Source organism: Streptomyces sp. NPDC058008 (assembly GCF_042886395.1).
GTDB lineage: Bacteria > Actinomycetota > Actinomycetes > Streptomycetales > Streptomycetaceae > Streptomyces.
Genome location: NZ_JBHVQX010000021.1, coordinates 45585 through 70427 on the forward strand (window position 1 = coordinate 45585; position 24843 = coordinate 70427).

At 72.5% G+C, this 24843-nt stretch carries 25 protein-coding genes; 12 read left to right on the plus strand and 13 right to left on the minus strand.

Going from position 1 to position 24843, the window contains the following annotated elements; genetic code table 11:
* Positions 1–58: 58 nt before the first annotated feature.
* On the plus strand, positions 59–583 hold the full coding sequence (locus tag ACFVS9_RS21850; protein WP_383116088.1) for a GtrA family protein: 525 nt from the start codon (positions 59–61) through the stop codon (positions 581–583).
* Between the two features lie 36 nt (positions 584–619).
* Here ACFVS9_RS21850 and ACFVS9_RS21855 read toward each other — a convergent pair whose 3' ends face one another.
* The gene (locus ACFVS9_RS21855) at positions 620–1888 is read right to left on the minus strand and encodes an ATP-binding protein (RefSeq protein ID WP_383116089.1); all 1269 of its coding nucleotides are present in this window, start codon (positions 1886–1888) and stop codon (positions 620–622) included.
* 14 nt (positions 1889–1902) lie between these two features.
* On the minus strand, positions 1903–2580 hold the full coding sequence (locus ACFVS9_RS21860; protein WP_031098784.1) for a response regulator transcription factor: 678 nt from the start codon (positions 2578–2580) through the stop codon (positions 1903–1905).
* Between the two features lie 492 nt (positions 2581–3072).
* Here ACFVS9_RS21860 and ACFVS9_RS21865 point away from each other — a divergent pair, with 492 nt between their 5' ends.
* Positions 3073–4563, plus strand: a complete 1491-nt coding sequence (locus tag ACFVS9_RS21865) for an oligopeptide:H+ symporter (RefSeq protein ID WP_383116090.1) — start codon at positions 3073–3075, stop codon at positions 4561–4563.
* 99 nt (positions 4564–4662) lie between these two features.
* On the opposite strand, the gene ACFVS9_RS21870 is transcribed toward ACFVS9_RS21865, so the two are convergent.
* Both ACFVS9_RS21870 and ACFVS9_RS21875 read right to left on the minus strand, forming a co-directional pair.
* The gene (locus ACFVS9_RS21870) at positions 4663–5154 is read right to left on the minus strand and encodes an ATP-binding protein (RefSeq protein ID WP_383116091.1); all 492 of its coding nucleotides are present in this window, start codon (positions 5152–5154) and stop codon (positions 4663–4665) included.
* 202 nt (positions 5155–5356) lie between these two features.
* Positions 5357–5725 (minus strand): STAS domain-containing protein, encoded by a 369-nt coding sequence (locus ACFVS9_RS21875; RefSeq protein WP_383116092.1) that lies wholly within the window; start codon positions 5723–5725, stop codon positions 5357–5359.
* Between the two features lie 291 nt (positions 5726–6016).
* On the opposite strand from ACFVS9_RS21875, the gene ACFVS9_RS21880 reads away from it, so the two are divergent.
* A complete protein-coding gene (locus tag ACFVS9_RS21880) occupies positions 6017–6997 on the plus strand; it encodes an RNA polymerase sigma factor SigF (RefSeq protein WP_383116093.1) in 981 nt (326 codons plus the stop codon).
* Between the two features lie 92 nt (positions 6998–7089).
* Here the strand turns inward: ACFVS9_RS21880 and hutI are convergent, their stop codons facing one another.
* From hutI to hutU, 4 genes are all read right to left on the minus strand, one after another.
* Positions 7090–8271 carry an imidazolonepropionase gene (hutI, locus tag ACFVS9_RS21885; RefSeq protein WP_389934646.1) on the minus strand — a complete coding sequence of 394 codons (1182 nt, stop codon included), beginning with the start codon at positions 8269–8271 and terminating at the stop codon, positions 7090–7092.
* Between the two features lie 295 nt (positions 8272–8566).
* Positions 8567–9937 (minus strand): formimidoylglutamate deiminase, encoded by a 1371-nt coding sequence (locus ACFVS9_RS21890; RefSeq protein ID WP_389934649.1) that lies wholly within the window; start codon positions 9935–9937, stop codon positions 8567–8569.
* Positions 9928–11190: an allantoate amidohydrolase gene (locus tag ACFVS9_RS21895; protein ID WP_389934651.1), complete on the minus strand. Its 1263-nt coding sequence runs from the start codon at positions 11188–11190 to the stop codon at positions 9928–9930. The genes ACFVS9_RS21890 and ACFVS9_RS21895 overlap by 10 nt, the downstream gene beginning before the upstream one ends.
* Positions 11191–11252: 62 nt before the next feature.
* Complete coding sequence (hutU, locus tag ACFVS9_RS21900) at positions 11253–12917, minus strand: urocanate hydratase (protein ID WP_383116097.1); 1665 nt, start codon at positions 12915–12917, stop codon at positions 11253–11255.
* 199 nt (positions 12918–13116) lie between these two features.
* On the opposite strand from hutU, the gene ACFVS9_RS21905 reads away from it, so the two are divergent.
* The 4 genes from ACFVS9_RS21905 (at position 13117) to ACFVS9_RS21920 (ending at position 15312) form a co-directional block, all read left to right on the plus strand.
* Positions 13117–13521 (plus strand): hypothetical protein, encoded by a 405-nt coding sequence (locus ACFVS9_RS21905; RefSeq protein WP_383116098.1) that lies wholly within the window; start codon positions 13117–13119, stop codon positions 13519–13521.
* The gene (locus tag ACFVS9_RS21910) at positions 13518–14324 is read left to right on the plus strand and encodes a transcriptional regulator (RefSeq protein ID WP_389934655.1); all 807 of its coding nucleotides are present in this window, start codon (positions 13518–13520) and stop codon (positions 14322–14324) included. The genes ACFVS9_RS21905 and ACFVS9_RS21910 overlap by 4 nt, the downstream gene beginning before the upstream one ends.
* Before the next feature lie 38 nt (positions 14325–14362).
* The gene (locus ACFVS9_RS21915; protein WP_389934658.1) at positions 14363–14830 is read left to right on the plus strand and encodes a roadblock/LC7 domain-containing protein; all 468 of its coding nucleotides are present in this window, start codon (positions 14363–14365) and stop codon (positions 14828–14830) included.
* A 107-nt stretch (positions 14831–14937) separates the two neighbouring features.
* Complete coding sequence (locus ACFVS9_RS21920) at positions 14938–15312, plus strand: hypothetical protein (RefSeq protein ID WP_383116101.1); 375 nt, start codon at positions 14938–14940, stop codon at positions 15310–15312.
* Between the two features lie 9 nt (positions 15313–15321).
* Here ACFVS9_RS21920 and ACFVS9_RS21925 read toward each other — a convergent pair whose 3' ends face one another.
* Together ACFVS9_RS21925 and ACFVS9_RS21930 are read right to left on the minus strand one after the other, a co-directional pair.
* Positions 15322–15861 (minus strand): hypothetical protein, encoded by a 540-nt coding sequence (locus tag ACFVS9_RS21925; RefSeq protein ID WP_389934760.1) that lies wholly within the window; start codon positions 15859–15861, stop codon positions 15322–15324.
* 139 nt (positions 15862–16000) lie between these two features.
* Entirely contained in the window at positions 16001–16849 is an 849-nt protein-coding gene (locus ACFVS9_RS21930) for a MurR/RpiR family transcriptional regulator (protein ID WP_389934662.1), read from the minus strand.
* 175 nt (positions 16850–17024) lie between these two features.
* Between ACFVS9_RS21930 and ACFVS9_RS21935 the strand changes: the two genes are divergently transcribed.
* The gene (locus ACFVS9_RS21935) at positions 17025–17606 is read left to right on the plus strand and encodes a thioredoxin domain-containing protein (RefSeq protein WP_383116103.1); all 582 of its coding nucleotides are present in this window, start codon (positions 17025–17027) and stop codon (positions 17604–17606) included.
* A 39-nt stretch (positions 17607–17645) separates the two neighbouring features.
* Here ACFVS9_RS21935 and ACFVS9_RS21940 read toward each other — a convergent pair whose 3' ends face one another.
* The gene (locus ACFVS9_RS21940; RefSeq protein ID WP_383116104.1) at positions 17646–18449 is read right to left on the minus strand and encodes a maleylpyruvate isomerase family mycothiol-dependent enzyme; all 804 of its coding nucleotides are present in this window, start codon (positions 18447–18449) and stop codon (positions 17646–17648) included.
* A gap of 129 nt (positions 18450–18578) precedes the next feature.
* Between ACFVS9_RS21940 and ACFVS9_RS21945 the strand changes: the two genes are divergently transcribed.
* Complete coding sequence (locus ACFVS9_RS21945) at positions 18579–18995, plus strand: hypothetical protein (RefSeq protein ID WP_389934666.1); 417 nt, start codon at positions 18579–18581, stop codon at positions 18993–18995.
* Between the two features lie 283 nt (positions 18996–19278).
* On the opposite strand, the gene ACFVS9_RS21950 is transcribed toward ACFVS9_RS21945, so the two are convergent.
* Complete coding sequence (locus ACFVS9_RS21950; RefSeq protein ID WP_383116106.1) at positions 19279–20682, minus strand: cystathionine beta-synthase; 1404 nt, start codon at positions 20680–20682, stop codon at positions 19279–19281.
* 155 nt (positions 20683–20837) lie between these two features.
* Here ACFVS9_RS21950 and ACFVS9_RS21955 point away from each other — a divergent pair, with 155 nt between their 5' ends.
* The 3 genes from ACFVS9_RS21955 to ACFVS9_RS21965 all read left to right on the plus strand — a co-directional run bounded on the left by ACFVS9_RS21955 (position 20838) and on the right by ACFVS9_RS21965 (position 24426).
* Complete coding sequence (locus ACFVS9_RS21955; protein WP_383116124.1) at positions 20838–21896, plus strand: SGNH/GDSL hydrolase family protein; 1059 nt, start codon at positions 20838–20840, stop codon at positions 21894–21896.
* A 160-nt stretch (positions 21897–22056) separates the two neighbouring features.
* On the plus strand, positions 22057–23277 hold the full coding sequence (locus ACFVS9_RS21960; protein ID WP_383116107.1) for an acetyl-CoA C-acetyltransferase: 1221 nt from the start codon (positions 22057–22059) through the stop codon (positions 23275–23277).
* Positions 23278–23577: 300 nt separating this feature from the next.
* A complete protein-coding gene (locus ACFVS9_RS21965; RefSeq protein WP_383116108.1) occupies positions 23578–24426 on the plus strand; it encodes a hypothetical protein in 849 nt (282 codons plus the stop codon).
* On the opposite strand, the gene ACFVS9_RS21970 is transcribed toward ACFVS9_RS21965, so the two are convergent.
* On the minus strand, positions 24423–24752 hold the full coding sequence (locus ACFVS9_RS21970; RefSeq protein WP_383116109.1) for a hypothetical protein: 330 nt from the start codon (positions 24750–24752) through the stop codon (positions 24423–24425). The genes ACFVS9_RS21965 and ACFVS9_RS21970 overlap by 4 nt on opposite strands.
* Positions 24753–24843 lie beyond the last annotated feature (91 nt).

The following is a 24843-nucleotide window of genomic DNA, read 5'->3' on the forward strand; positions in this document are numbered from 1 at the left end:
CGGGCTGGTTAGCATGGCCGGGTTGACGAAACCGACCGGACGGGGCTGAGCGATCACCATGAGCGAACGGGGCGCACTGCGGACCCGGCTTGATCTGCTGGCACGGGAGATCGCCAAGTTCGGCGCGGTCGGCGCCCTCGGGCTGGTCGTCAACATCGCCGTCTCCAACCTGATCTGGCGCACCACGGACATTCCGGTGGTGCGGGCCGGGCTGATGGGGACGGTCGTCGCCATCCTCTTCAACTACGTGGGCTTCCGTTACTGGACCTACCGGGACCGCGACAAGACCGGCCGGACCCGCGAGCTGATGCTGTTCCTGCTGTTCAGCGCGGTCGGCGCGGTGATCGAGACGGGCGTGCTCTACCTCGCCACGTACGGCTTCGGGTGGAACAGCCCGGTCCAGAGCAACGTCTTCAAGGTCCTGGGCATCGGGATCGCGACCCTGTTCCGCTTCTGGTCGTACCGCACCTGGGTGTTCCGGGCGCTGCCTGCCAAGGAGGCCGTGCTCAGCGCGGAACGATTTCTGGAACAGCGACGATCCTCCGACGACGTAGCACCGGCCCCGGGACCCGTGGCCCGCTGACCCGTACACCCGGGTCACCGGGCGGCACGGCCACGCTCAGCGCACCGGGCGGACGGATTCCTTGCGGCTCGGCACGACGCGGCTGAGGAAGAGGGCGAAGACCGGCGGCTGCTGCTGGAGCAGTTCGAGCCTGCCGCCGTCGGCCTCGGCGAGGTCCCGGGCCACGGCGAGGCCGATCCCGGTGGAGTTCCGGCCGCTGATGGTGCGCTCGAAGATCCGCGCGCCGAGGTCGGCGGGGACGCCGGGGCCCTCGTCCGTGACCTCGATGACGACCTGGTTGCCGGTGACCCGGGTCCGCAGGGCGACCGTGCCGCCCCCGTGCATCAGCGAGTTCTCGATCAGCGCGGCGAGCACCTGGGCGACGGCGCCGGGGGTGCCCACGGCCTCCAGGCCGTGCTTGCCGGAGCAGACGACGGCACGGCCCGCGCTGCGGTAGGCGGGGCGCCACTCCTCGATCTGCTGCTTGATGATCTCGTCGAGGTCGAAGACGACGGCGGAGCCGGTGCGCGGGTCGCGGGCGTTGGTCAGGAGCCGCTGGACCACGTCCGTGAGGCGCTCGACCTGGGTGAGCGCGATGTTGGCCTCCTCCTTCACCGTGTCCGGGTCGTCGGTGACGGAGATCTCCTCGATGCGCATGGAGAGCGCCGTCAGGGGCGTACGCAGCTGGTGCGAGGCGTCGGCGGCCAGGCGCCGCTCGGCGGTCAGCATCCGGGCGATGCGCTCGGCGGAGGAGTCCAGGACGTCGGCGACCCGGTCCAGCTCCGTCACGCCGTACCGCTTGTGCCGGGGGCGCGGGTCGCCCGAGCCGAGGCGTTCGGCGGTCTCGGCGAGGTCGGTGAGCGGGGAGGTCAGCCGGTCGGCCTGGCGCACGGCGAGGAGCACGGCGGAGATGATGGCGAGCAGCGCCACGGCGCCGATGATCAGCAGGGTCCGGCCGACCTCCTGGGTCACGGCCGAGCGGGACTGCTCGACGGTGACCTTCTCGCCCTGCTCCCCCGTCTCCGTGCTGCGGATGGCGTTGTCCTCCGTGGGACGCTCGCCGACCTCGATGGCGGACCGCCCGGGGATCTCCACGCGGGCGTAGCGGCTGGGGTCCACCTGTTCGGCGAGGACCTGCGGGGTGATCCGCTCGGCGCCCAGCAGCCGGCTCTCGACCACGCTGATCAGCCGGAAGGCCTCGGCGTCGACGCTCTCCTGGGCGCTGTTGCTGATGGTGCGGGTCTCGACGATGACGAGGGAGACGCCGAAGACGGCGATCACGACGAGCACCACGGCGAGCGTGGAGTTGATCAGTCGGCGGCGCATGAGTGTTCTGTACGTCAGCTCTTCTCGAACCGGAAGCCGACGCCCCGGACGGTGGCGATGTAACGCGGATTGGCGGCGTCGTCGCCGAGCTTCTTGCGGAGCCAGGAGATGTGCATGTCGAGGGTCTTGGTGGAGGACCACCAGGTGGTGTCCCAGACCTCACGCATCAGCTGGTCGCGGGTGACGACCCGTCCGGCGTCCCGCACGAGGACCCGCAGGAGGTCGAACTCCTTGGCGGTGAGCTGGAGTTCCTCGTCCCCCATCCAGGCGCGGTGCGACTCGACGTCGATCCTGACGCCGTGTGTGGCGGGCTGCGGGGCGGGCTCGGTGGCGCCGCGGCGCAACAGGGCGCGGACCCGGGCGAGGAGCTCGGCGAGACGGAAGGGCTTGGTGACGTAGTCGTCGGCCCCGGCGTCCAGACCGACCACGGTGTCGACCTCGTCGGCCCGGGCGGTCAGCACCAGGATCGGTACGGCGTGGCCGTCGGCACGCAGCCGCCTGGCGACCTCCAGGCCGTCCATCCCGGGCAGTCCCAGATCGAGGACGACCAGGTCGACGCCCCCCTGGAGGCCGGCGTCGAGTGCGGTCGGACCGTCCTCGCGGACCTCGACCTCGTATCCCTCCCGGCGCAGGGCGCGGGCCAGTGGCTCCGAGATGGATGCGTCGTCCTCGGCGAGCAGTACACGGGTCATGCAGTGATGGTAGTCCGCGCGGGCCTCCTGGGGTGAAGCGCTGGTCAAGCCCTGCGGGTCAGGGCCACGAATCGGTCATCCTCCTTCGAATATGGGACCGTGGTTCCACGCGGACCTGTGATCCATGTCTCAAGTCCTTTCATATCGGCGCGTGTCATGTCGTATGGTTGCTCGACGCCTGTTGCACCGCAGAACGACCTTTGGGCAGCTTTCAGCGCCAAGGGTCACTTTTGTGTACGGGCCGGTTCCCGCCGGCCCTCGACCAGTGAATGACCTGTGGGCCGGGCCCGGAGCGCGAGGACGCGCACCGGGCGTGGATCCCGGAGCGGTCTGTCCCACGATCCCGTCCCCGAACTCCCCCACGGAGCGGCCGGCCGGATCGGATCCCCTCGAGGCGTCGGGGGTGGGGCGTCCCCGCGCCGGTGCCGGCTACCCCCCACCGGGCGCGTACCGCTCACGAGGCGAACGCGTCCCGACCAGCAAGGATCGACCATGGCGTCAAGCCTGACGAAGGACTCGGCCGGCACCGCCGGTTCCGGGAAGACCTTCTTCGGCCACCCCCGCGGCCTGGCCACTCTCTTCATGACGGAGATGTGGGAGCGCTTCAGCTACTACGGCATGCGCGCCCTCCTCCCGCTCTACCTGATCGCTCCCAACGGGCTTCACATGAACCCCGCCACGGCCACCGCGATCTACTCGGTCTACCTGTCGCTGGTGTACCTGCTCGCCATGCCCGGCGGCTGGTTCGGCGACCGCGTCTGGGGCCCCCGCAAGACCGTCGCCATCGCGGGCGGCGTCATCATGCTCGGCCACCTGACGCTGGCGCTGCCCTCCCAGGGCACGTTCTTCGCCGGACTCGGCCTCGTGGCCATCGGCTCCGGTCTGCTGAAGTCCAACATCTCCACGATGGTCGGCCACCTCTACGACGGCCCGGACGACCCGCGCCGTGACGGTGGCTTCACGATCTTCTACATGGGCATCAACATGGGTGCCTTCGCGGCGCCGCTGATCATCGGCACCGTCGGCGAGAACGTCAACTGGCACCTGGGCTTCGCCCTGGCCGCGCTCGGCATGGGACTCGGCGTCGCCCAGTTCCTGCTCGGCACCCGCCACCTGAACGAGCGCAGCCTCGTCGTGCCGAAGCCGCTCTCCGCGGACGAGCGCGCGTCCACGCTCCGCAAGTCGATGATCTGGCTGGGCATCGCGGCCGTCTTCTACATCGGCGCGGTGGCCACCGGCGTCTACACGCTGAACTGGCTGCTGGTCCCGATCACGGTCGCCGGTCTGGTCATCCCCGTGATGGTCCTGACGCGCATCAAGCGCGACAAGGAGCTCAGCCGGACCGAGCAGGCGAAGATGTCCGGCTACATCTGGTTCTTCGTGGCCGCCGCCATCTTCTGGATGATCTACGATCAGGGCGGTTCGACCCTGGCGATCTTCGCCGACTCCTCGGCGGAGAACTCGGTCCTCGGCTGGAACTTCCCGGTCTCCTGGTACCAGTCGGTCAACCCCGTCCTGATCATGGCGCTGGCCCCGGTCTTCGCCGCCTTCTGGCTGGCGCTGAACCGGCGGGGCAAGGAGCCGAGCACGATCGTGAAGTTCAGCTCCGGTCTGGTGCTGGTCGGCGCGTCGTTCTTCCTCTTCCTGGCGCCGCTGACCATCGCGGGCGACGGCCACAAGGCCGCCGCGATGTGGCTGGTCGCGATCTACTTCGTGCAGACCGTCGCCGAGCTGACGCTGTCCCCGGTCGGCCTCTCGGTCACCACGAAGATGGCCCCGGCCAAGTACGCCAGCCAGATGATGGGTGTCTGGTTCCTGGCCGTGACCGCCGGCGACTGCACCACGGGTCTGCTGTCCATCGCGGGTGTCGAGCTCAACGGCACCGGGGTGGTGGCGCTCCAGGCCGCGCTCGCGGTCCTGGCGGGTGTCGCGATCTTCGTCTACCGCGGCAAGGTCAAGACGCTCATGGGCGACGTCCGCTGACCCGGACCCCGCCCCCATGACTCAGGGCCCCGCACCGTTCGTTCGGTGCGGGGCCCTGAGTCGTACGTACGGAAGGCCGGGCCGGAGGCGCGGGGCGGGCTACGCCGGCGCCGCGAGCTCCGCCCAGACCGTCTTGCCCGGCTGGTCCGGTGTGCGCGACACGCCCCAGTCGAGGCAGAGCCGCTGCACGATGAACATGCCGTGGCCGCCGGGCCGCCCCGCGCGGTGCGGGGTACGGGGCGCGGGCTGGCCCGCGCCGCCGTCGACGACCTCGATCCGGAGCATCTTGGGCGAGCAGGCGATGCGGAGCTCCTCGGGGCCCTCCGCGTGCAGGCAGGCGTTCGTGACGAGCTCGGAGACGACCAGCAGGACGTCCTCGGCCGCCGCCCGCCGGTCGGCACCCGACGCGGGGAGCCAGCCCCAGTCGTAGAGCGCCTGGCGGGCGAAGTCGCGGGCCATCGGCACGATGCCGCTGGCCTGTCTCAGCGAGAGCGTGCGCCACTGCCGGTCAGCGGGCACGGCAGAGGCGGGGCCCGTGCCGTCCGGCTCGCGGCCGAGGCCGCCCGGCGGATGCTGCCGGGTGGTGCTCATCAGCGCTTCACCTCACCGATTCACCGTGTGTTGCCATCGAACAGATACTGATCAGATACAGAGCGTGCGGGCTTCATGACCCCGACGGGATCTCTCCTGCCCGGCTGAATGGTGACAACACCCACTTCGGCTACGCCGTGAGCGTGACGCGCGCGACGGTCGGGGCTCCCGGGGCCGGGAATACGCATGGGAAGCGCCGCTGTCAGGTGCTCAGGGCGTCTTCGAGCGAGGCGTGGACGGTGAAGACCGCCTCCGCCCCCGTGATCTCGAAGACACGGGCGACCACGGGCTGCATTCCGGCCAGGTGGACCCCTCCCCCTGCCGCCTCCGCCTTCAGGCGCGCCCCGAGGAGCACGTTGAGCCCGGTGGAGTCGCAGAAGTCGAGCCGCGAGCAGTCGACCACCAGGCGCGTACGCCCTTGTTCGACCGCGCTCTCCAGCGGCTCGCGCAGCAGATCGGCGGTGTGGTGATCGAGCTCACCCACCGGTGTCACGACTTCACTGCGGCCCTCGGTCCGGACCTCGACCTGTAGCCGACCCCGGTTCGCGCTGCCGACCGTCCCGCGGTCCATGCCGTCCCTCTTCGCCGTCCGTCACTACCCGCGCCCCTGTGTACGCGGCTTCATCGTGGCTGCCCCCGACGTGCGTAAAACATTACGCGTTTCCCTCGCCACACGGTAGTCGAAGAACTCCACAAAGCGGACATACAGGCGTATTTGGCGTTTGTAACTCACGGCTGGAACCGGGTATGGGTAGAAGGGACATCTGCACCAGGAAACCCGATCGGCTTCGGAGGCGCCGCTTCACCGCAGGAACACGTATGGGCATCGGCAGCCATATGCCGAGAACGATGGAGGAGAACCATGTCACCCCGGCTCGACGTATCGCGTACCCACATCGCGACGTCGGCATGTCCTCAGGGACCGACCGATTCCGACTCCGCTGCCGCGAGCGCCGTACCCGGCCCGCGTACCAGCACCGGCACCACCCGCACCATCACCGACGACCACCTTCCGGACGAGGTGTTCGAGGGCCTCGACGATCTCCCCGAGATCCCGCCCTACGCCGAGATCGGCGCGCTGGACGCCAGGGCGCTGTCCAAGACGCTCTTCGCACGGCTCGAAGCCCTCGAGGAGGGCACCCACGAGTACGCGTACGTCCGCAACACCCTCGTCGAACTCAACCTGGCCCTGGTCAAGTTCGCGGCCGCCCGGTTCCGCTCCCGCAGCGAGCCCATGGAGGACATCGTCCAGGTCGGCACCATCGGCCTGATCAAGGCGATCGACCGCTTCGAGCTCAGCCGGGGCGTCGAATTCCCGACGTTCGCGATGCCGACCATCGTCGGCGAGATCAAGCGCTTCTTCCGTGACACCAGCTGGTCCGTGCGCGTCCCGCGCCGGCTCCAGGAGCTGCGGCTGGACCTGGCCAAGGCGGGCGACGAGCTGTCCCAGAAGCTGGACCGCGCGCCCACCGTCGCCGAACTCGCCGACCGCCTCGGCCTCAGCAGGGACGAGGTCGTCGAGGGCATGGCCGCGAGCAACGCGTACACCGCGAGCTCGCTGGACGCCAAGCCCGACGACCACGGCGACGGCAACGAGGGCGCCCTCGCGGACCGCCTCGGCTACGAGGACAACGGCCTCGAAGGCATCGAGTACGTCGAGTCCCTCAAGCCGCTCATCGCCTCGCTCCCGCTGCGCGACCGCACGATCCTCTCCATGCGGTTCGTCTCGAACATGACGCAGTCGGAGATCGGCGAGGAGCTCGGCATCTCGCAGATGCACGTGTCCCGGCTGCTCTCCCGGACCCTGGTCAAGCTCAGGAAGGGCCTGACCCTGGACGAGTGACCCGGCGCCACCGGCACCCCCGGTACAGCTGTGCGGAAGGACCTGCCCCGGACGACGGGGCGGGTCCTTCCGCTTTCCCGCGCGGCCCGGTCTCAGACGACGCGTTCCCCGGCCCGCCACACCGCTGCGGTCAGGGGGACCCCCGGCCGGTAGGCGAGGTGGACGTGGCTCGGCGCGTCGAGGACCACCAGGTCGGCGCGGGCGCCGGGGGTGATGCGGCCGATGTCGGTGCGGCGCAGGGCGGCGGCGCCGCCGGCGGTGGCGGACCAGACCGCTTCGTCGGGGGTCATGCCCATGTCCCGTACGGCGAGGGCGACGCAGAACGGCATGGAGGAGGTGAACGACGAGCCCGGGTTGCAGTCCGTGGACAGCGCGACGGTGGCACCCGCGCCCAGGATGCGCCGGGCGTCGGGCCAGGCGGCCCGGGTGGAGAACTCGGCGCCGGGGAGCAGGGTGGCGACGGTGCGGCCCTGGCCGAGCGCGTCGAGGTCGGCGTCGTCGAGGTGGGTGCAGTGGTCGGCGGACGCCGCGTCCAGCTCGACGGCGAGCCGGACGCCGGGGCCGTGGCCCAGCTGGTTGGCGTGCACCCGGGGGTGCAGGCCCCTGGCCAGGCCCGCCGTGAGGACCGTGCGCGCCTGGTCCTCGTCGAAGGCGCCCCGCTCGCAGAAGACGTCGATCCAGCGGGCGTACGGGGCGCAGGCGTCCAGCATCGGGCCGGTGACGAGGTCCACGTAACCGGAGGGGTCGTCGGCGTAGTCGGGGGACACGATGTGGGCGCCGAGGAAGGTGACCTCGTCGGTGTGGCGGGCGGCGACGCGCAGGGACCGCGCCTCGTCCTCGACGGTGAGGCCGTATCCGGACTTGGTCTCGAAGGTGGTCGTGCCCTGCCGGAGCGCCTCGGCCAGATAGCGCGAGACGTTCGCGGAGAGCTCCTCGTCGGAGGCGGCGCGGGTCGCGGCGACGGTCGTGCGGATGCCGCCCGCGGAGTAGGGCCGCCCGGACATGCGGGCGTTGAACTCGGCGGTCCGGTCGCCCGCGAAGACGAGGTGGGAGTGGGAGTCGACGAAGCCGGGGATCACCGCCCGGCCGGCCGCGTCGACGGCGTTGTCGGTGGCGGGTGCTCTGCTGGTCTCACCGGTCCACACGACGCGGTCGCCGTCGATGACGACGGCCGCGTCCCGGATCAGGCCCAGGGGGGTCCCGTCGCCGAGGGAGGGGTCGTTGGTGACCAGGTTCGCGATGTGGGTGATGGCGGTCGTGGCGGTCGTCGTCATCCGGGCACAGCTTTCGTCGGGTTCGCCCGGCTGGGCTGCCGGGGGGTGTCTGCCGGGGGCCTCGTTCCGGCCCGGGCGGTCGATGCGGCCCGGGCCGTTCCTTGCTCGGCGCGGGGCGGGCGGAGGTGTTCGGGGCGTGGTGCGCAGGGTCTTCGGGGCGGGACCCGGCGGGGTGTTCACGGCACCCCTCGGGCCTGCGGTGGCCGGCCGCGCGGGGCTTCCGGGCCGGGGTCCGTGGGCCCCGGTGCGTGGTCCGACCGACCGTAGGCCCTCCGGTGCGTGGCCCGGCCGGTGCTCAGCCGTGCAGGGCCGCGATGGCCGAGGCGAGCGCTCCGGGCACGTCGTCGATCCGCGTGTGCCGGCCGTCCCGCACGATGTGCCGGCCCGCCACCACGGTGTGCCGCACATCGGCGGCGGTGGCGGCGAACACGGCTGCTTCGGCCGCCAGCCTCGGGACCGGCCCCGCCGTCCTGACGGAGTCCAGCGCGACGGTGGCGAGGTCGGCGGGCGCACCCGGTTCGAGCGTCCCGGCGTCCGGCCGGCCGAGCGCGGCGTGCCCGTCGGCGGAGGCGGCCCTGAGCAGGGCGGCCGCCGTCCAGTGACCGCGTACATGGGTGCGCAGGCGTTCGTTCAGCTCCATGGCCCGGGCCTCCTCGAAGAGGTCGATCACGGCATGGCTGTCGCTGCCGAGCGAGAGGGGGGAACCCGCCCTGCGGAGCGCGTCGGCGGGGCCGATGCCGTCGGCGAGGTCGCGTTCGGTGGTGGGGCACATGCAGGTGCCCGTCCGGGAGGTGCCCAGCAGTTCGATGTCCTCGGCCGTCAGGTGCGTGTTGTGGATGCCGGTGGTGCGCGGGCCGAGGACCCCGTGGTCGGCCAGGAGCCGGGTGGGCGTGCGGCCGTGGGCGGAGAGGCAGGCGTCGTTCTCCGCGGTCTGCTCGGAGAGGTGGACGTGCAGCGGGACCGCCCGCGCCTGGGCCCACCCGGCGACGGTGGCCAGCTGCGCCGCGGGCACGGCGCGCACGGAGTGGATCGCGGCACCGATCACCACCAGCTCGCCGTCGCCCTTGAGGAGGGAGGCGCGCTCGGCCCAGGCGTCGGCGGTGGTGTCGGAGAAGCGGAGCTGGTGCCGGCCGGGCCCCTGCCCGAACCCGGCGGCGAGGTAGGCGGTGTCGAGCAGGGTGATCCGGATGCCGGCCTCGGCCGCCGCGGCGATGAGCGCCTCGCCCATGGCGTTCGGGTCGTCGTAGGGCGTGCCGTCGGGGGCGTGGTGCAGGTAGTGGAACTCGCCCACGGCGGTGATCCCGGCCAGCGCCATCTCGGCGTACGTGGCCCGGGCCAGGGCGTAGTAGGTGTCGGGGGTGAGACGGGCGGCCGTCCGGTACATCGTCTCGCGCCAGGTCCAGAAGGTGCCGGACCCGACCTGGACGGTGGAGCGCAGGGCGCGGTGGAAGGCGTGCGAATGGGTGTTGGCGAGTCCCGGGACCGTCAGTCCGTGCAGCGCGGTGGCGCCGGGCGGCGGGGTGCCGACGCCCGTCCGCACCCCGGCGACGCGCCCGTCGGCCACGTCGAGGAGGACGCCCGGCTCGACGTGGGTGCCGAGCCAGGCGTGGGACATCCAGTACACCGCGGTGACCGGTGCGCCCGTCGGTTGCGTCGTCAGCTGCACGCGAGACCTTCCAGTACGTCGGCGAGTGCCCTCACCCCGGCCACGCAGTCGTCCTCCGCCGCGTGCTCGGAGGGCGAGTGCGAGATCCCGGTGGGGTTCCGTACGAACAGCATGGCGGTCGGCACGGAAGCGGACAAAATACCCGCGTCGTGTCCGGCCCCGGTTCCCAGCACGGGCACCCCGCGTCCGGCCCCGTCCCGTTCCCCGAGGGTCCGGCGGATCTCGTCACGCAGGGCGTGCTGGAACTCGACGACCGGGGTGAACGACTCCCGTACGACGTCGAGATCGATCCCGGCCCGCTCGGCGTGCTCCCGCGCGGCGCGTTCGACACCGGTGACGACCGCGTCGAGGGTGGCCTGGTCGACGGCGCGCGAGTCGAGCCAGCCCCGCACGAGGGAGGGGATGGCGTTGACCCCGTTCGGTTCGACGGCGATCTTGCCGAAGGTCGCGAGGCCTCCCGCGAGCTCCGCCTCGCGCCGTGCCGCGAGGACGGTCTCCGCGTACGTGAGCATCGGGTCGCGCCGGTCGGCGAGCCGGGTGGTGCCCGCGTGGTTGGCCTCGCCCCGGAAGTCGAACCGCCAGCGGCCGTGCGGCCAGATGGCGGAGGCGACGCCGACCGGGTCGCCGCTCAGGTCGAGGGCACGCCCCTGCTCCACGTGGAGCTCGACGAACGCGCCGATCCCGGCGAGGCGTCCGGGGTCGGGCCCGATGGCGTCGGGGTCGTATCCGGCGGCCTCCATGGCGCGGGGCAGCGGGACGCCGTCGCCGTCGCGGAGCCGGTGCGCGTCCTCCGCGGTCAGCGCTCCGGAGGCGAGCCGGGAGCCGACGCAGGCGAGCCCGAACCTGGCCCCTTCCTCGTCACCGAAGTTGACGACGGCGAAGGGCTTGGTGAACTCCGCTCCCCTGCGGCGGAGTTCGTCCAGGGCGGCGAAGGAGGACACCACGCCGAGCGGGCCGTCGAAGGCGCCGCCGTCCGGTACGGAGTCGAGGTGGGACCCGGTGACCACCGCGTCCCCGGCCAGCGGATCGCCGTGCCAGGCCCACTGGTTGCCGTTGCGGTCGGTCTCGTGGACGAGCCCGCGGGACTCGGCCTGGGCGCGGAACCAGGCCCGGCACTCCAGATCGGCCCCGGTCCAGGCGTACCGGCGGTAGCCGCCGCTCCCGGCGTCGCGCCCGAGGGAGGCGAGGCCGCGCCACATCGCGTCGAACGACTCGGCCCCACCGGACCGGTCAGCCGCACCGGCCCCGGACATCCCGCCCGGTCCCGGCACCTCGCCCCGCCCCCGCGCGCGCCCGTCACCGTCCGCCGGCCGGGTCACCTGTCGTCGCCCTCCGCCATCGGGATCCGCACGTCCTTGTCGGCGGCCACCGACTCCGCGATGTCGTACCCGGCGTCCACATGCCGGATGACGCCCATCCCGGGGTCGTTCGTGAGCACGCGGCGGATCTTCTCGCCCGCGAGCTCCGTGCCGTCGGCGACCGTGACCTGGCCCGCGTGGATCGAACGCCCCATGCCGACGCCGCCCCCGTGGTGCAGGGAGACCCAGGAGGCGCCCGAGGCGACGTTGACCATGGCGTTGAGCAGCGGCCAGTCCGCGATGGCGTCGGACCCGTCGAGCATGGCCTCCGTCTCGCGGTAGGGCGAGGCGACCGAGCCGCAGTCGAGGTGGTCGCGCCCGATGGCCAGCGGTGCGGCGAGCTCCCCGCTCGCCACCATGTCGTTGAACCGCTCCCCGGCCCGGTCGCGTTCGCCGTAGCCGAGCCAGCAGATCCGGGCGGGGAGCCCCTGGAAGCGGACCCGTTCGCCGGCCATCCTGATCCAGCGGTGCAGCGACTCGTTCTCCGGGAAGAGGTCGAGCAGCGCCTTGTCCGTCCGGTGGATGTCCGACGCCTCGCCCGACAGCGCCGCCCACCGGAAGGGCCCCTTGCCCTCGCAGAAGAGCGGCCGGATGTACGCCGGCACGAAGCCGGGGAAGTCGAACGCGCGGGCGTACCCGGCGAGCTGGGCCTCGCCCCGGATCGAGTTGCCGTAGTCGAAGACCTCGGCCCCCGCGTCCATGAAGCCGACCATCGCCTCGACGTGCGCGGCCATCGACTCCCGGGCGCGCCGGGTGAAGTCGGCCGGCTTCTCGGCGGCGTAGGCGGCCATGTCGTCGAAGGCGACGCCGACGGGCAGGTAGGCGAGCGGGTCGTGCGCGCTGGTCTGGTCGGTGACGATGTCGACGGGGGCGCCCTCGGCGAGCAGGCGGGGCAGCAGCTCCGCGGCGTTGCCGAGCAGTCCGATGGAGAGCGGGCGCCGCGCGTCCCGCGCCTCGACGGCCAGCTGGAGCGCGTGCTCCGGCGAATCGGCCCGGACGTCGAGGAAGCGGTGCTCGATCCGGCGCTCGATGGCGCGCGGGTCGCAGTCGACGCAGAGGGCGACGCCGTCGTTCATGGTGACGGCGAGCGGCTGCGCGCCGCCCATGCCGCCGAGGCCGGCCGTCAGCGTGATCGTCCCGGCGAGCGTTCCGCCGAACCGCTTGGCCGCGACGGCGGCGAACGTCTCGTACGTGCCCTGGAGGATGCCCTGGGTGCCGATGTAGATCCAGGACCCCGCGGTCATCTGTCCGTACATGGTGAGCCCGAGGGCCTCAAGGCGCCGGAACTCCTCCCAGTTGGCCCAGTCGCCCACCAGGTTGGAGTTGGCGATCAGGACCCGCGGTGCCCACTCGTGGGTCTGCATGACGCCCACGGGCCGGCCGGACTGGACGAGCATCGTCTCGTCCTGCCTGAGCGTCCGCAGCGTACGGACCATGGCGTCGAAGGACCGCCAGTCACGGGCCGCCTTGCCGGTGCCGCCGTAGACGACGAGCTCGTCGGGGTGTTCGGCGACCTCGGGGTCGAGGTTGTTCTGGAGCATGCGGAGGGCGGCTTCCTGCTGCCATCCCAGGGCGCTCAGTTCCGTACCGCGCGGTGCCCGTACGGGGCGGGGTCCTGACATGGGGCTGCCTCCTCGCGAACGTGACTCACCTATTCACATCCTGTCGGCCTGAATAAGGCTAGTCAACAGGGGGGTCACCAGCAGCCTTTACACGGCCGACCGCATGTACCAACGGAAAATGCCAGAACTCCCACCAGGAGCGCACACGTTGCGTAGCCTCTCCACTACATCCGTACGCCACGTCGGGAGGGAGTTCGCGTTGCCCGGAATCGACGAATGCCTGATCGAAGTCATGAGGCTGCCCGGTGCCCGGGGTGCCTCGGTGGTCGACTGGACGAGCGGTCTCGCGCTCGGCACCATCGGCGAGTCGCCCAACGGCGACCACGAGGCCACGGCCGCCGAGACGGCGGAGGTGGCGAGGATGGCCGCCGAACAACCCGTCTTCGCGCAGGCCGACGCCCCCACCGGACCGACGGGCCTGCCCGCCCCCGCCGTCGAGGACGTCATCGTCACCACCGCCCCCGGCTACCACATCCTGCGTTTCGTCGAGACGGCCTTCGACAGCAGTGTCTTCCTCCACCTCTGGCTGGACCGCGCGGAGGGCAACCTCGCGCTGGCCCGCATACGGCTCGGCGAGATAGCGGAGCGGCTGGTCCTGGCATGAGGCCCACCGCCGCCGCCCGGCCCGGCGCGCCCGAACGGGCCGCCCTCTCCCCCATGTTGCAGCGGCTCGCGGCGGAGCGCGCAACCGGCGCGCTGACGCGCGACCGGGGCACCCTGTACCTCGCGGACGGCCAGGTCGTGCACGCGGAGAGCCCCGCGACCCCCGGGATCGACGTCCTGCTCACCGCCGGTGGTGCGCTGCGCTCCGAGGGCTGGTGGGACGCGGTCGCCCAGGCGGGCGCCGGGCAGCGGGTCGGCCGCTACCTCGTGGACAGCGGCCGGGTGCCCGGCGGCGCGCTGGAGCTGTGCCACCTGGGCGCGCTGTACGACGCGGCCTTCTTCGCACTCGCCCCCACGCACACACCGGCCCGCTTCCGCTACGGGGTCTCCCACTGGATCGGCCCCGTGCGTCCCGTACCCGTGCACGCGGTGCAGCGCGAGACGCTGCGGCGGCGCGAACTCCTGGACCGGATCTGGCCGGACGCGCTCACCGACAGCGCACCGCTCTCCCGCACCGCCCACCCGGTCGACACCCCGGTCCCCCCGCGCCAGCGCCGCGTACTGGCCCTGGTGAACGGGGACCGCACGGCCACGGACATCGCCCGGGAGCTGGGCCGCTCGGCCTTCCACACCCTGGTCGACCTGCGCCGGCTGGCGGCTGCCGGGCTGGTCGAGGCGCTCCGCCCGCTCCCCGCCGGTTCCGTACCGGGGTCCGGGCACGGCCACATCACGCTGCCGGAGGTCACGAACGACCCCGACGTCGCCCTGTTGCGCCGGCTCAGAGACGCATTGGAGGCCCTGTGATACGCGCGCTCAGACAGCGTGCCGGGAGGAGACAGCTGATGGTGCCCGAGGCAGAGGCGCAGGACGTCCTCGACGAGCTCCACCGATTACGCGCCCGGGTGCCGCTCCTGACCGGTGCGCTGGCCGCCAGCACCGACGGTCTGATCGTCGCCCAGGACACCCCGGGCATCGAGGCCGAGGGGGTCGCCGCACTGACCGCGGCCGCACTCGGTGTCTCGATCCGGATGGCCGACGCCACCGGCCGCGGAGGCTTCCGCGAACTTCTGATCCGTGGCGAGAAGGGCTACATCGCCACCTACGCGGCGGGCTCCTCCGCCGTCCTGACCCTGCTGGCCGAGGACCGCATCAACGTGGGCCGCCTCCACCTCGAAGGCCGCCGCGCGGGCGCCCGCATCGGCGAAGTGGTCGACGCCGCCCAAGACCCGGCCGACCGCCCCGTGCCGCCCCGGCGCCCGCAGCAGTCCGGTGCCCTGCCCCGCCGCACCACTCCCCCGGATCCCACGTGACATCCGCGTCAGCCACGGACGGACCCGGCCGGGCACGCACCGGCCGGAAACGCACCACTCAGTTACGGACCGGCCACCGGGCCGGCCAGGGAAAGGAAACGAGCACTATGGCCAACACCGAAGCGTCACTGAAGGATGCGATGGCGTCGATCGAGGGGACCCTCGGTGTCGCACTCGTCGACTACACCAGCGGCATGGCCCTCGGCACCCTCGGCGGTGGCAAGGACTTCAACCTGGAGGTCGCCGCGGCCGGCAACACGGACGTCGTCAGGGCCAAGCTCCGGACCATGGAGCACCTCGGGATCAAGGACGAGATCGAGGACATCCTGATCACCCTCGGCACCCAGTACCACCTGATCCGACTGCTCAGGACCCGTGGGAGCAACGGCCTGTTCCTCTACCTCGTGCTGGACGGCGGCCGGGCGAACCTCGCGATGGCCCGCCACCAGCTGCGGAAGATCGAGGCGGGGCTGGAGGTCTGACCCTCGCCCTCACCGGCGGTGACGCCGCGCCCCACCGGGTGCGGCGTCCCCCGCCACGGGCCCGGTCGTCCGGTAGCCCTTCACCTGCCTGCCCGTCGGCCGGCCCCGGTCCGCCCAGTCGGTGCGCACCCAGTACAGGACGTCGTCCCGCCGCTCCCGCTGCCCGATGCGCACGGCCTTGAGCCACAGCCCGGCACCGGCCCCGGCCAGGACGAGCCCGCCCGCACCCGGCAGCACGTACGCGCTCGCGACGGCCACGAGGAACCCGCCGGCCGTCCACCAGCGGTGGCGGCGGCGCCGGTCGCGTACGGTCACGGCCCGGTCCTGGAGGAAGTCGCCGCGCCCGGCCCGGGTGGCGCCCTTCGCGAGTTCGGCGTACCGCCCCGTCCGCGCGGTCGCCACGACGGCCAGGACCACCAGGAACAGGGCGGCCCCCGCCAGCAGACCGATACGGCGGCCGGTGAGGCCCGGGACGAACGCCCCGACGGCCGCCGCCAGCAGCCCGGGCCACCACAACGGCGCCGCCCCGGCCCGCACGATCACGGCCACCCTCGCCAACGACTGTGCTCCGCGCCCCACGTCCGTGCTCCTTCTCCCGCGGTCCCCGGTGGACCCTCCGGGCGCGGAGGCTAATCGGCACAGATGAGCGGCGTCTGAGAATCCGCCGCTCCCGGCGGACCGGGGGCGGCTACCCGGCGAACAGCCCCCGCGCGGCGGCCCGCGCGTCGAACTCCTCCAGGCGGGCCTGCGCCTCCGGGAGCCCGTCGCACATGGCCTCCAGCAGCACCCGCCCCAGCAGCATCGGCGCGCACGCGGTGTCGAAGGCCAGCCCGGTCCCCACGCCGGCGGGAATCAGCAGATCGCTGTGGGCGGCCACCGGGGCGAACGCCGAGTCGGCCACGGTCACCACCGTCAGCCCCTGCTCCCGGGCGTACGCGAGCGCGTCCACGGCCTCGCGCGGGTGGCGCGGCAGCGCGAAGCAGAGGAGCACGCTCGCGCCGGCCCGCCGGGCGGCGTCGACGCGGTCGTGCAGCATGCTGCCGCCCTCGTCGACGACCCGTACGTCCGGGTGCACCTTGGCGGCGAAGTACCCGAAGCCCCGGGCCTGCGAGGAGGCGGCACGCAGCCCGAGCACCAGGAGCGGCCTGGACGCGGCGAGCAGCCGCCCCGCCCGTTCCACCGGAGCGGGGTCGGCGAGCAGCGCGGAGAGCTGCCGCAGGTTCTCGATCTCCGCGCGCACCGCCTGCTGGTACTCGTTGAGGGCCTCCCCCTCGCCGTCCCCGCCGTCCGCCCCGGCGGGCGTGACCTCCCGCAGGTGCTTGCGCAGCGCGGGGTAGCCGTCGAAGCCGAGGGCCACGGCGAAGCGGGTGACGGACGGCTGGCTGACTCCGGCCAGCTCGGCCAGCTCCACGCTCGACAGGAACGGGGCGTCGGCGGCCCGCCGCACCATCGAGTGCGCGATCCGCCGCTGGGTGGGCGTGAGCCGCTGCCCCTCGAAGAGCCGCTGCAACCGCGCGGCCGGGCTGCTCCCGCTCATGCTGTCCCCTCCAGAGTTCCGCCGCACCGGTCCCGGCACCGAGGAAACCATTCAGCCAGCAAGCGGTCTGCATGTCCATATACAGCCCCCGGTCCGGGACGCCGGAGCGTCCGGGTGCCCCCGCCGGCCCGCCGCTCGCATTGCGGGACCGCTCTCCGCTGCCGACCCTGGGATCATGATCCCAGCCAATACGAGAGGTCCGGGCGGCATCGTCGTCCGCTACGGCGACGCCGATGCCGCACACGTGCTGAGCGTCTACGCCGATCTGCGCTGCCCCTACTGCAAGCGCATGGAGCTCGGCCTCGGCGCGGTGATGGAGCAGGCCGCGGACGAGGGCAGGTTCGCGGTGGACCACCATTTCGGCACGTTCATCGACGACTCGGCGGGCGGCAGCGGCTCCCTGGAGGCGCTGGCCGCACTGGGAGCCGCGGCGGACTCGGGGCAGAGGCCGTTCATGCACTACCTGCGGGCCCTGTACGCCGATCAGCCCAGCGAGGACGTGGACGCCTTCGCCGACCGGGAGAACCTGCTGCGGCTGGCCGACGAGGTCGAGGCGCTGCACTCCGACGGCTTCCGGCAGAAGGTCATGGAGCGCACGTACCTGCCCTGGGCCGCGCAGGTGTCGGCGGCCTTCGGCGCGAGCGGCGTCCGCTCGACCCCGACGGTCCTCATCGACCGCACCCCGGTCCCCGTCATCAACTCCCTCGGGTACGCGGTCACGCCCGAGGCCTTCCTCGCCGAGGCCGCTCCCGTGTGAGCGGCCGGCCCGTGCCGTGGCGGCCCCGGCCCGCGGGCGTCAGAACACGACGCGGGCCGCCGTCAGCGCGGCTCCCGCGCCGGGGTCGCCCTCCAGGTCCAGGCGGCCACGCGCCGGCCGCCCCGACAGGTGCCGGGCGAAGTCGACGGCGTCCGCGTGGAGCGTGGCCGCCGGGGTGCCGATGCCCAGCAGATGGCGCCCTCCCGCCGGCCCGTGGAGGTCGACCTCGACGGCCGGTCCCGTCCAGGCGAGCGCCAGGTCCAGCACCACCTGGCCCACGATCTCCGCGTCGTGCCCGTCGAGGGCCAGTCCGCCCCCGGTGGCGTCGCTGAGGTCCACCCGGTGCATCCAGGTGTCGCGGACGACGAGGACGTTGCCGAGGTAGTCCATCGAGTCGTCGGGCAGGTCCCTCGCCTCCGGGTAGAGCAGGCTCAGCCGGACCCTGCGGCGGACCGGAGCCGGCGTGCGCCGGAGCGCGATGAGCCCCTGGGGTGCGAAGTGCGCGAGGGCGCCGATCAGTTCGCGCCCCGGCACCGCCTTGCGGTCCTCGATCTGCGCCTCGTTGTGCCCGTCCAGCCGGCCGAGGTGCGGATGGGTCCGCGCGGCACGCCGGATCCGGCGCAGGGCCACCCAGGGGCGCGGCAGCTCCTCGTACTGGCCGACGGTGTGGGCGAGCATGTCGCGGACCGTCCAGCCGGTGCAGGCGGTCGGCCGCTGCCAGTCCTCGTCGGAGAGTTCGCGGAACGTCGAGAGCGTCGCCCGCAGCTCGGCCTCGTTGACCAGGCGGGCCCTCGTCCCGGACGTGCGCGGGATGGCACGGGCGGACGATGTCGTGGTGCCCATGGGCGCACCTCCCGTCTCCCGGCAACCACGCTACGCCGACCGGGCACGGCCCGCCCTGTGCGGCGGACCGCCGGAACAGGGGGGCTGGCCCCACTGACCGGGGCGCCCGGAGTTCGTACCGTGAGGCGCATGGAAGCCCGTGACCCCGAACTCAGGCGAGAGCTCGACGCCACCTTGCAGGCCCGCCGTGAGCTGGGCCCCGAATACGAGTCCGCGCTCGTCGACTCGTTCCTGGAGAAGGTCGAGAGCCGGATCGCCGGTACGCGGGACCAGCGGGCGCGGCGGGTGGCGGCCGAACGGCGGACGGCCGCGGCGCGGGGCGCCCGGCCCGTGGCACCGGCCGCGACGTTCGGGGAGCGTTTCGCCTTCGGGGCCGTCTCGCTGGTCCTGGCCGTCCCGCTGAGCGCGATCGGCGCCGCCCAGGCCGGAACCGGGGGGCTCGTCGTGGCCTGGCTGGGAATCGTCGGTGTGAACGCCGTGCACGCCGCCCGGACCGGGCCGTGGGCCCGGGGGCGGCGGCGGACCCCGTCCGAGTGGGACGACTGAGGGGGCCGGGGCACACGAATAATCGCGGGGACCGCCGCACCCCCGGTTGCCCGGAGGGCGGGACGACGGCGGTCCCCGCGAGGGACGCGAACCCGGGTCAGGGCCGGGTGTCGCGTCCTGGCGACGGTGGAGGTCCGGGAGCCGCTCCGTAGTCCGTGTCGCCGTATGTGGTGCCGGCGGGTTTCCCTGCCGACACCCCTTACTCTGCCGGAGCCGTGTTAAGCCGGTGCTGCGTCGACGTGTCGCGCTCGTACCGTTTTCGCGAACCCCGGAGAACCGGCGGTCACGGCTTCGGGGCGGCGCCCTTCGCCAGGAAGGCCAGCAGGTCCTGCCTGCTCACCACGCCCTTGGGCTTGCCCTCGACGAGGACGATCGCCGCGTCGGCACCGTCCGTACCGCTGAGCACGGCCATCAGGTCCTCGACCGGTTCACCGGAGCCGACCTGCGGCAGCGGGGACGACATGTGCTTCTCCAGCGGGTCGGAGAGCGTGGCCCGCTGGGTGAAGAGCGCGTCCAGCAGCTGACGCTCCACGACCGAGCCGATGACCTCGGCGGCCATCACGTCAGGGTGGCCGGCGCCGGGCTTCACGATCGGCATCTGCGAGACGCCGTACTCCCGCAGTACGTCGATGGCCTCGCCGACCGTCTCCTCGGGGTGCATGTGGACGAGGGAGGGGAGCGGGCCCTCCTTGAAGTCGAGGACGGCGCCGACGCGGGCGGACGGGCCGGTGTCCTCCAGGAAGCCGTAGTCGGCCATCCACTCGTCGTTGAAGATCTTGCTCATGTATCCGCGGCCGCTGTCCGGCAGCAGGACGACCACCACGTCCTCGGGGCCGAGGCGCTTGGCGACCTCCAGGGCCGCGACGACCGCCATGCCGCAGGAACCGCCGACGAGCAGCCCCTCCTCCTTGGCCAGGCGGCGGGTCATCTGGAAGGAGTCCTTGTCCGAGACCGCCACGATCTCGTCCGTGACCGTACGGTCGTAGGCGCTCGGCCAGAAGTCCTCACCGACCCCCTCGACGAGGTAGGGGCGTCCGGAACCGCCGGAGTAGACGGAACCCTCCGGGTCGGCGCCGACGACCCGCACGGCGTTGTCGCTGACCTCCTTGAGGTAGCGGCCCGTGCCGCTGATCGTTCCTCCGGTGCCGACGCCCGCGACGAAGTGGGTGATCCTCCCCTCCGTCTGCTTCCACAGCTCCGGGCCCGTGGTCTCGTAGTGCGAGCGCGGGTTGTCGGGGTTGGAGTACTGGTCGGGCTTCCAGGCCCCGGGCGTCTCACGGACCAGGCGGTCGGAGACGTTGTAGTACGAGTCCGGGTGGTCCGGGTCGACGGCCGTCGGGCAGACGACGACCTCGGCGCCGTACGCGCGCAGCACGTTGATCTTGTCCGTGGACACCTTGTCCGGGCAGACGAAGATGCACTTGTAGCCCTTCTGCTGGGCCACGATGGCCAGGCCGACGCCCGTGTTGCCGCTGGTGGGCTCCACGATCGTGCCGCCCGGCAGCAGTGCGCCGCTCTCCTCGGCCGCCTCGATCATGCGCAGCGCGATGCGGTCCTTCACCGACCCGCCGGGGTTGAAGTACTCGACCTTGGCCAGGACCGTCGCCTGAATGCCTGCCGACACATTGCGCAGCCTGACCAGCGGGGTGTTGCCGACAAGACTGATCATCGAATCGTGGAATTGCACCGTGTACTCCGGGATCTCCGTGATGGTCAGCCAAGAGTATGCGTACGGGCAGGAGATTGGACTGCGAGATTGAGCTACGCCCTCCACGGGGCAGGTAGTGCTGTGTACGGCTGTACGGCACGAAGGAGGTGGACCGGACTGTGTCGAGAGCGCGGGTGGCACGGCGGATCGCGGCGGGTGCCGCCTACGGGGGTGGCAGCGTCGGGCTGATCGGAGCGGCCACGGTGGGGCTGGTACTGGCCGAGGTACAGCTGGCGAAACGGCAGGTGGGCGGAGGGAAGGCGCCCGTCCCGCCCAGCGCGGACGGACGGTACGGGGTGGCGTTCGCCGGGCCCGCGGATCCGCTGCGCTTCGTCCTGCTGGGCGATTCGACGGCGGCGGGCCAGGGGGTGCGCAGGGCGGGCCAGACCCCGGGCGCGCTGCTGGCGTCGGGGCTGGCGGCGGTGGCCGAGCGGCCGGTGGACTTCAGGAACGTGGCCCTGCCGGGGGCGCGGTCGGACGACCTGGAGCGGCAGGTGTCCCTGGTGCTGGCCGATCCGTCGGGGGTGCCGGACGTCTGCTCGATCATGATCGGCGCGAACGACGTGACCCACCGGATGCCGGCCACGCAGTCGGTGCGCTGCCTGAGCACGGCCGTACGCAGGCTGCGCACGGCCGGCGCGGAGGTGGTCGTCGGCACCTGCCCGGACCTGGGCACGATCGAGCCGGTCTACCAGCCCCTGCGGTGGCTGGCCCGGCGGGTCAGCCGGCAGCTGGCGGCGGCCCAGACGATCGGGGTGGTGGAGCAGGGCGGGCGGACGGTCTCGCTGGGCGACCTGCTCGGGCCCGAGTTCGAGGCGAACCCCCGGGAGCTGTTCGGCCCCGACAACTACCACCCCTCGGCCGAGGGGTACGCGACCGCCTCGATGGCCATGCTGCCGACCCTGTGCGCGTCGCTCGGCCTGTGGCCGGAGTCCGATCATCTGGACGGCTCACGCCGCGAGGGCATGCTGCCGGTCGCCAAGGCGGCCTCCCGTGCCGCGCGGGAGGCGGGCACCGAGGTCACGGCGGCGCGGGCGCCCTGGGCCCTGCTCAAGCACCGCAGGCGCCGGCGTCTGCCCGCGCACACGGAACCGGTGCCGCCGGAGGAGACCGGGCAGGACGGCGCGGCGCGGGAAGGGGACGACGGGCCGGCGCACGGGCACGGTCCGGGGGCGATCTGGCGGCGGGCGTGAGCGCGGCACCCGCGCGGCGGGGGAACAATGCGGGCGACTGAGCGGTTGCTTAGAAAAGAGGCCCGCATCACATCACCTGTCGGGTGACCTCAGCTGTACGTCCGGGTAACTTCCAAGGCAGCCCCGCCTTCCTGCCTTCCAGCCCTCATGGAGCCGCGTGATGTCCGAAGCCGTGATCGTCTCTGCCGCCCGTTCGCCCATCGGCCGGGCCTTCAAGGGTTCCCTCAAGGATCTGCGCGCGGACGACCTGACCGCGACCATCATCCGGACGGCGCTGGCCAAGGTCCCGGAGCTGGACCCCCGGGACATCGACGACCTGATGCTCGGCTGCGGCCTCCCCGGCGGCGAGCAGGGCAACAACCTGGGCCGGATCATCGCCGTGCAGATGGGGATGGACCACCTCCCCGGCTGTACGGTCACCCGCTACTGCTCGTCCTCGCTCCAGACCAGCCGCATGGCGCTGCACGCCATCAAGGCCGGCGAGGGCGACGTCTTCATCTCCGCCGGTGTCGAGATGGTGTCCCGCTTCGTGAAGGGCAACTCCGACAGCCTGCCGGACACGCACAACCCGCTCTTCGCCGAGGCCGAGGCCCGCACCGCCGCCCGCGCCGAGCAGGAGGGCGCGAGCTGGACCGACCCGCGCGAGGAGGGCCTGGTCCCGGACGCCTACATCGCGATGGGGCAGACCGCCGAGAACCTGGCCCGCACCAAGGGCGTCACCCGCCAGGACATGGACGAGTTCGGCGTACGTTCGCAGAACCTCGCCGAGGAGGCCCTCAAGAACGGCTTCTGGGAGCGCGAGATCACGCCGGTGACCACGCCGGACGGCACGGTCGTCTCGAAGGACGACGGCCCCCGCGCGGGCGTCACCCTGGAGGGCGTGCAGGGCCTGAAGCCGGTGTTCCGCCCCGACGGCCTCGTCACCGCGGCCAACTGCTGCCCGCTCAACGACGGCGCCGCCGCCCTCGTGATCATGTCCGACACCAAGGCGCGCGAGCTGGGCCTGACCCCGCTGGCCCGCATCGTCTCGACCGGCGTCTCCGGCCTCTCCCCCGAGATCATGGGCTACGGCCCGGTCGAGGCCAGCAAGCAGGCGCTCAGGCGTGCCGGGCTGACCATCGACGACATCGACCTGGCCGAGATCAACGAGGCGTTCGCCGCCCAGGTCATCCCGTCCTACCGGGACCTCGGCCTGCCGCTGGACAAGGTCAACGTCAACGGCGGCGCGATCGCGGTGGGCCACCCCTTCGGGATGACCGGCGCCCGCATCACCGGCACGCTGATCAACAGCCTGCAGTTCCACGACAAGCAGTTCGGCCTGGAGACGATGTGCGTGGGCGGCGGCCAGGGCATGGCCATGGTCATCGAGCGGCTGAGCTGAGCCGCGGCCGGAGCGGCCGGGGACACCGTCGGCCGGACCCGGTCCGGCCCCGCCCCTGCCGCACGGCGCCCACCCCGAACCGGCGCGAACTCCGATCGTGACCGAATCTCCCCCAGGATGTGATCTACACCCTGGGGGAGAGTCGTTTCCGCAGGTCACGCCGGACTCGGGGCTAAACACCGGGCCGAAAGACCTGTCCAATTCGTGACGTAATGCACTGACAGCGGGCACCGGTACAGGACAAGCTGATGTAGGAAGTCGGGGGTGTCGATTGAAACCGGGAGTATGTCAGTGAGCGCCATGCCGTTTGCCCTGTTGCTGACCACCGCCGCTGCCACGGCCGTCGGCGCCGCCGCTCTGCACGCCGCTCACGGGCTGCGCAAGCAGGTGACAGCCCTCCGCACGGAGCTGGCGGAGGGACGGGCCCTCCAGGCGTCCGTGCCCGAACAGCAGAACCGGAGCGCCGGCACACCCGTCGAGGAGATACGCGCGGCGGTCGCCGACGCGCTCGCCGAGGAGCGGGAGCGCGAGCTGGCCGAGGCGCGCGCCTTCTGGGCGGCCCAGGAGGCACGTGACGCGGCCGACGCCCCGTCCCTGCTCGGTGGACTCGGCGACGACGCCCCGTTCTTCATGCCCCGGCAGACCGACTTCGCCGGCCTGGAGGCGATGGACCTGGAGGCCACCGAGGCCCTGGAGGAACTCGCCGAGCTGGCCGAGCTGACCGACGTCCCCGGGGCCGCAGAGGTCACCGAGTACGCGGAGTTCGCCGAGGACTCCCCCGAGCTGGCCGCGGCCCGCCGCCGCCACCCCTCGCACCCGGACTTCGTCCCCGTGCAGACACCCGTGGTCACCGACCATGAGCGTACCGTGAACCGGCTGGAGCGGCTCGCCGACACCGGTACCGAGCTCACCGACGTGCGCCCCGGCCCCCTCGGGACCCTCGACGTGTACGTCTTCGCCGACGGCACCACGCTCTGCATGACCCCCGGCCACCGGGAGACCGCCGAGCGCCTCGCCGACTCCCTGCGCTCCGGCGAGCAGCCGGTGCTGCTGGGCGGCTCCGGGGTCTCCGGCGCCTACGCGCTGACCTTCTCGTGCGGCGAGGAGAACGTCTACATCCTCGCCGACCGCGTCATCGCCTCGTTCTAGCGCGGCCCGGGTGCGAACGCCCGCGCAGCCGCCTCCTCGACACGACGCACGGCCTCGTCCAGCTCCTGGGACGAGGCCGTTTCCAGTGCCGCGGCCAGGTCCCGGCCCGCGACCGCGAGCTGGTCGCCGACGGCGAATATCCCGGCGTCGGGCATGATCCTCGGCTCCCGGTCCGGCGCCTCCGCGCGCTGGGCACGGCTGGACAGCTCCCTGGCCGCCTCCAGCGCCTCGGCGGCCACGCCGTGCTGCAGACGGCTCTGGGGGGTACTGCGCAGCCGGTCGGCGAACCGGTCCACGGCGGTGATCAGCGGGGTCGTATCGAGCACGCCGCGACCTTACGCGCCCGCACCGCACGGCTGCCAACGCGCACCCCGCCGAAGGACCCCCCTTGCCCCGCGGCAGCGGCGGGCCGCGCGG

Coding starts and splice junctions, on each gene's coding strand:
- ACFVS9_RS21850 (WP_383116088.1), top strand. CDS start 59: ATGAGCGAACGGGGCGCACTGCGGACCCGGCTTGATCTGCTGGCACGG.
- hutU (WP_383116097.1), bottom strand. CDS start 12,917: ATGTCAGGACCCCGCCCCGTACGGGCACCGCGCGGTACGGAACTGAGC.
- ACFVS9_RS21940 (WP_383116104.1), bottom strand. CDS start 18,449: ATGGGCACCACGACATCGTCCGCCCGTGCCATCCCGCGCACGTCCGGG.
- ACFVS9_RS21915 (WP_389934658.1), top strand. CDS start 14,363: ATGGTGCCCGAGGCAGAGGCGCAGGACGTCCTCGACGAGCTCCACCGA.
- ACFVS9_RS21870 (WP_383116091.1), bottom strand. CDS start 5,154: ATGAGCACCACCCGGCAGCATCCGCCGGGCGGCCTCGGCCGCGAGCCG.
- hutI (WP_389934646.1), bottom strand. CDS start 8,271: ATGACGACGACCGCCACGACCGCCATCACCCACATCGCGAACCTGGTC.
- ACFVS9_RS21920 (WP_383116101.1), top strand. CDS start 14,938: ATGGCCAACACCGAAGCGTCACTGAAGGATGCGATGGCGTCGATCGAG.
- ACFVS9_RS21860 (WP_031098784.1), bottom strand. CDS start 2,580: ATGACCCGTGTACTGCTCGCCGAGGACGACGCATCCATCTCGGAGCCA.
- ACFVS9_RS21935 (WP_383116103.1), top strand. CDS start 17,025: ATGATCCCAGCCAATACGAGAGGTCCGGGCGGCATCGTCGTCCGCTAC.
- ACFVS9_RS21855 (WP_383116089.1), bottom strand. CDS start 1,888: ATGCGCCGCCGACTGATCAACTCCACGCTCGCCGTGGTGCTCGTCGTG.
- ACFVS9_RS21895 (WP_389934651.1), bottom strand. CDS start 11,190: ATGTCCGGGGCCGGTGCGGCTGACCGGTCCGGTGGGGCCGAGTCGTTC.
- ACFVS9_RS21865 (WP_383116090.1), top strand. CDS start 3,073: ATGGCGTCAAGCCTGACGAAGGACTCGGCCGGCACCGCCGGTTCCGGG.
- ACFVS9_RS21930 (WP_389934662.1), bottom strand. CDS start 16,849: ATGAGCGGGAGCAGCCCGGCCGCGCGGTTGCAGCGGCTCTTCGAGGGG.
- ACFVS9_RS21875 (WP_383116092.1), bottom strand. CDS start 5,725: ATGGACCGCGGGACGGTCGGCAGCGCGAACCGGGGTCGGCTACAGGTC.
- ACFVS9_RS21880 (WP_383116093.1), top strand. CDS start 6,017: ATGTCACCCCGGCTCGACGTATCGCGTACCCACATCGCGACGTCGGCA.
- ACFVS9_RS21945 (WP_389934666.1), top strand. CDS start 18,579: ATGGAAGCCCGTGACCCCGAACTCAGGCGAGAGCTCGACGCCACCTTG.
- ACFVS9_RS21965 (WP_383116108.1), top strand. CDS start 23,578: ATGCCGTTTGCCCTGTTGCTGACCACCGCCGCTGCCACGGCCGTCGGC.
- ACFVS9_RS21960 (WP_383116107.1), top strand. CDS start 22,057: ATGTCCGAAGCCGTGATCGTCTCTGCCGCCCGTTCGCCCATCGGCCGG.
- ACFVS9_RS21910 (WP_389934655.1), top strand. CDS start 13,518: ATGAGGCCCACCGCCGCCGCCCGGCCCGGCGCGCCCGAACGGGCCGCC.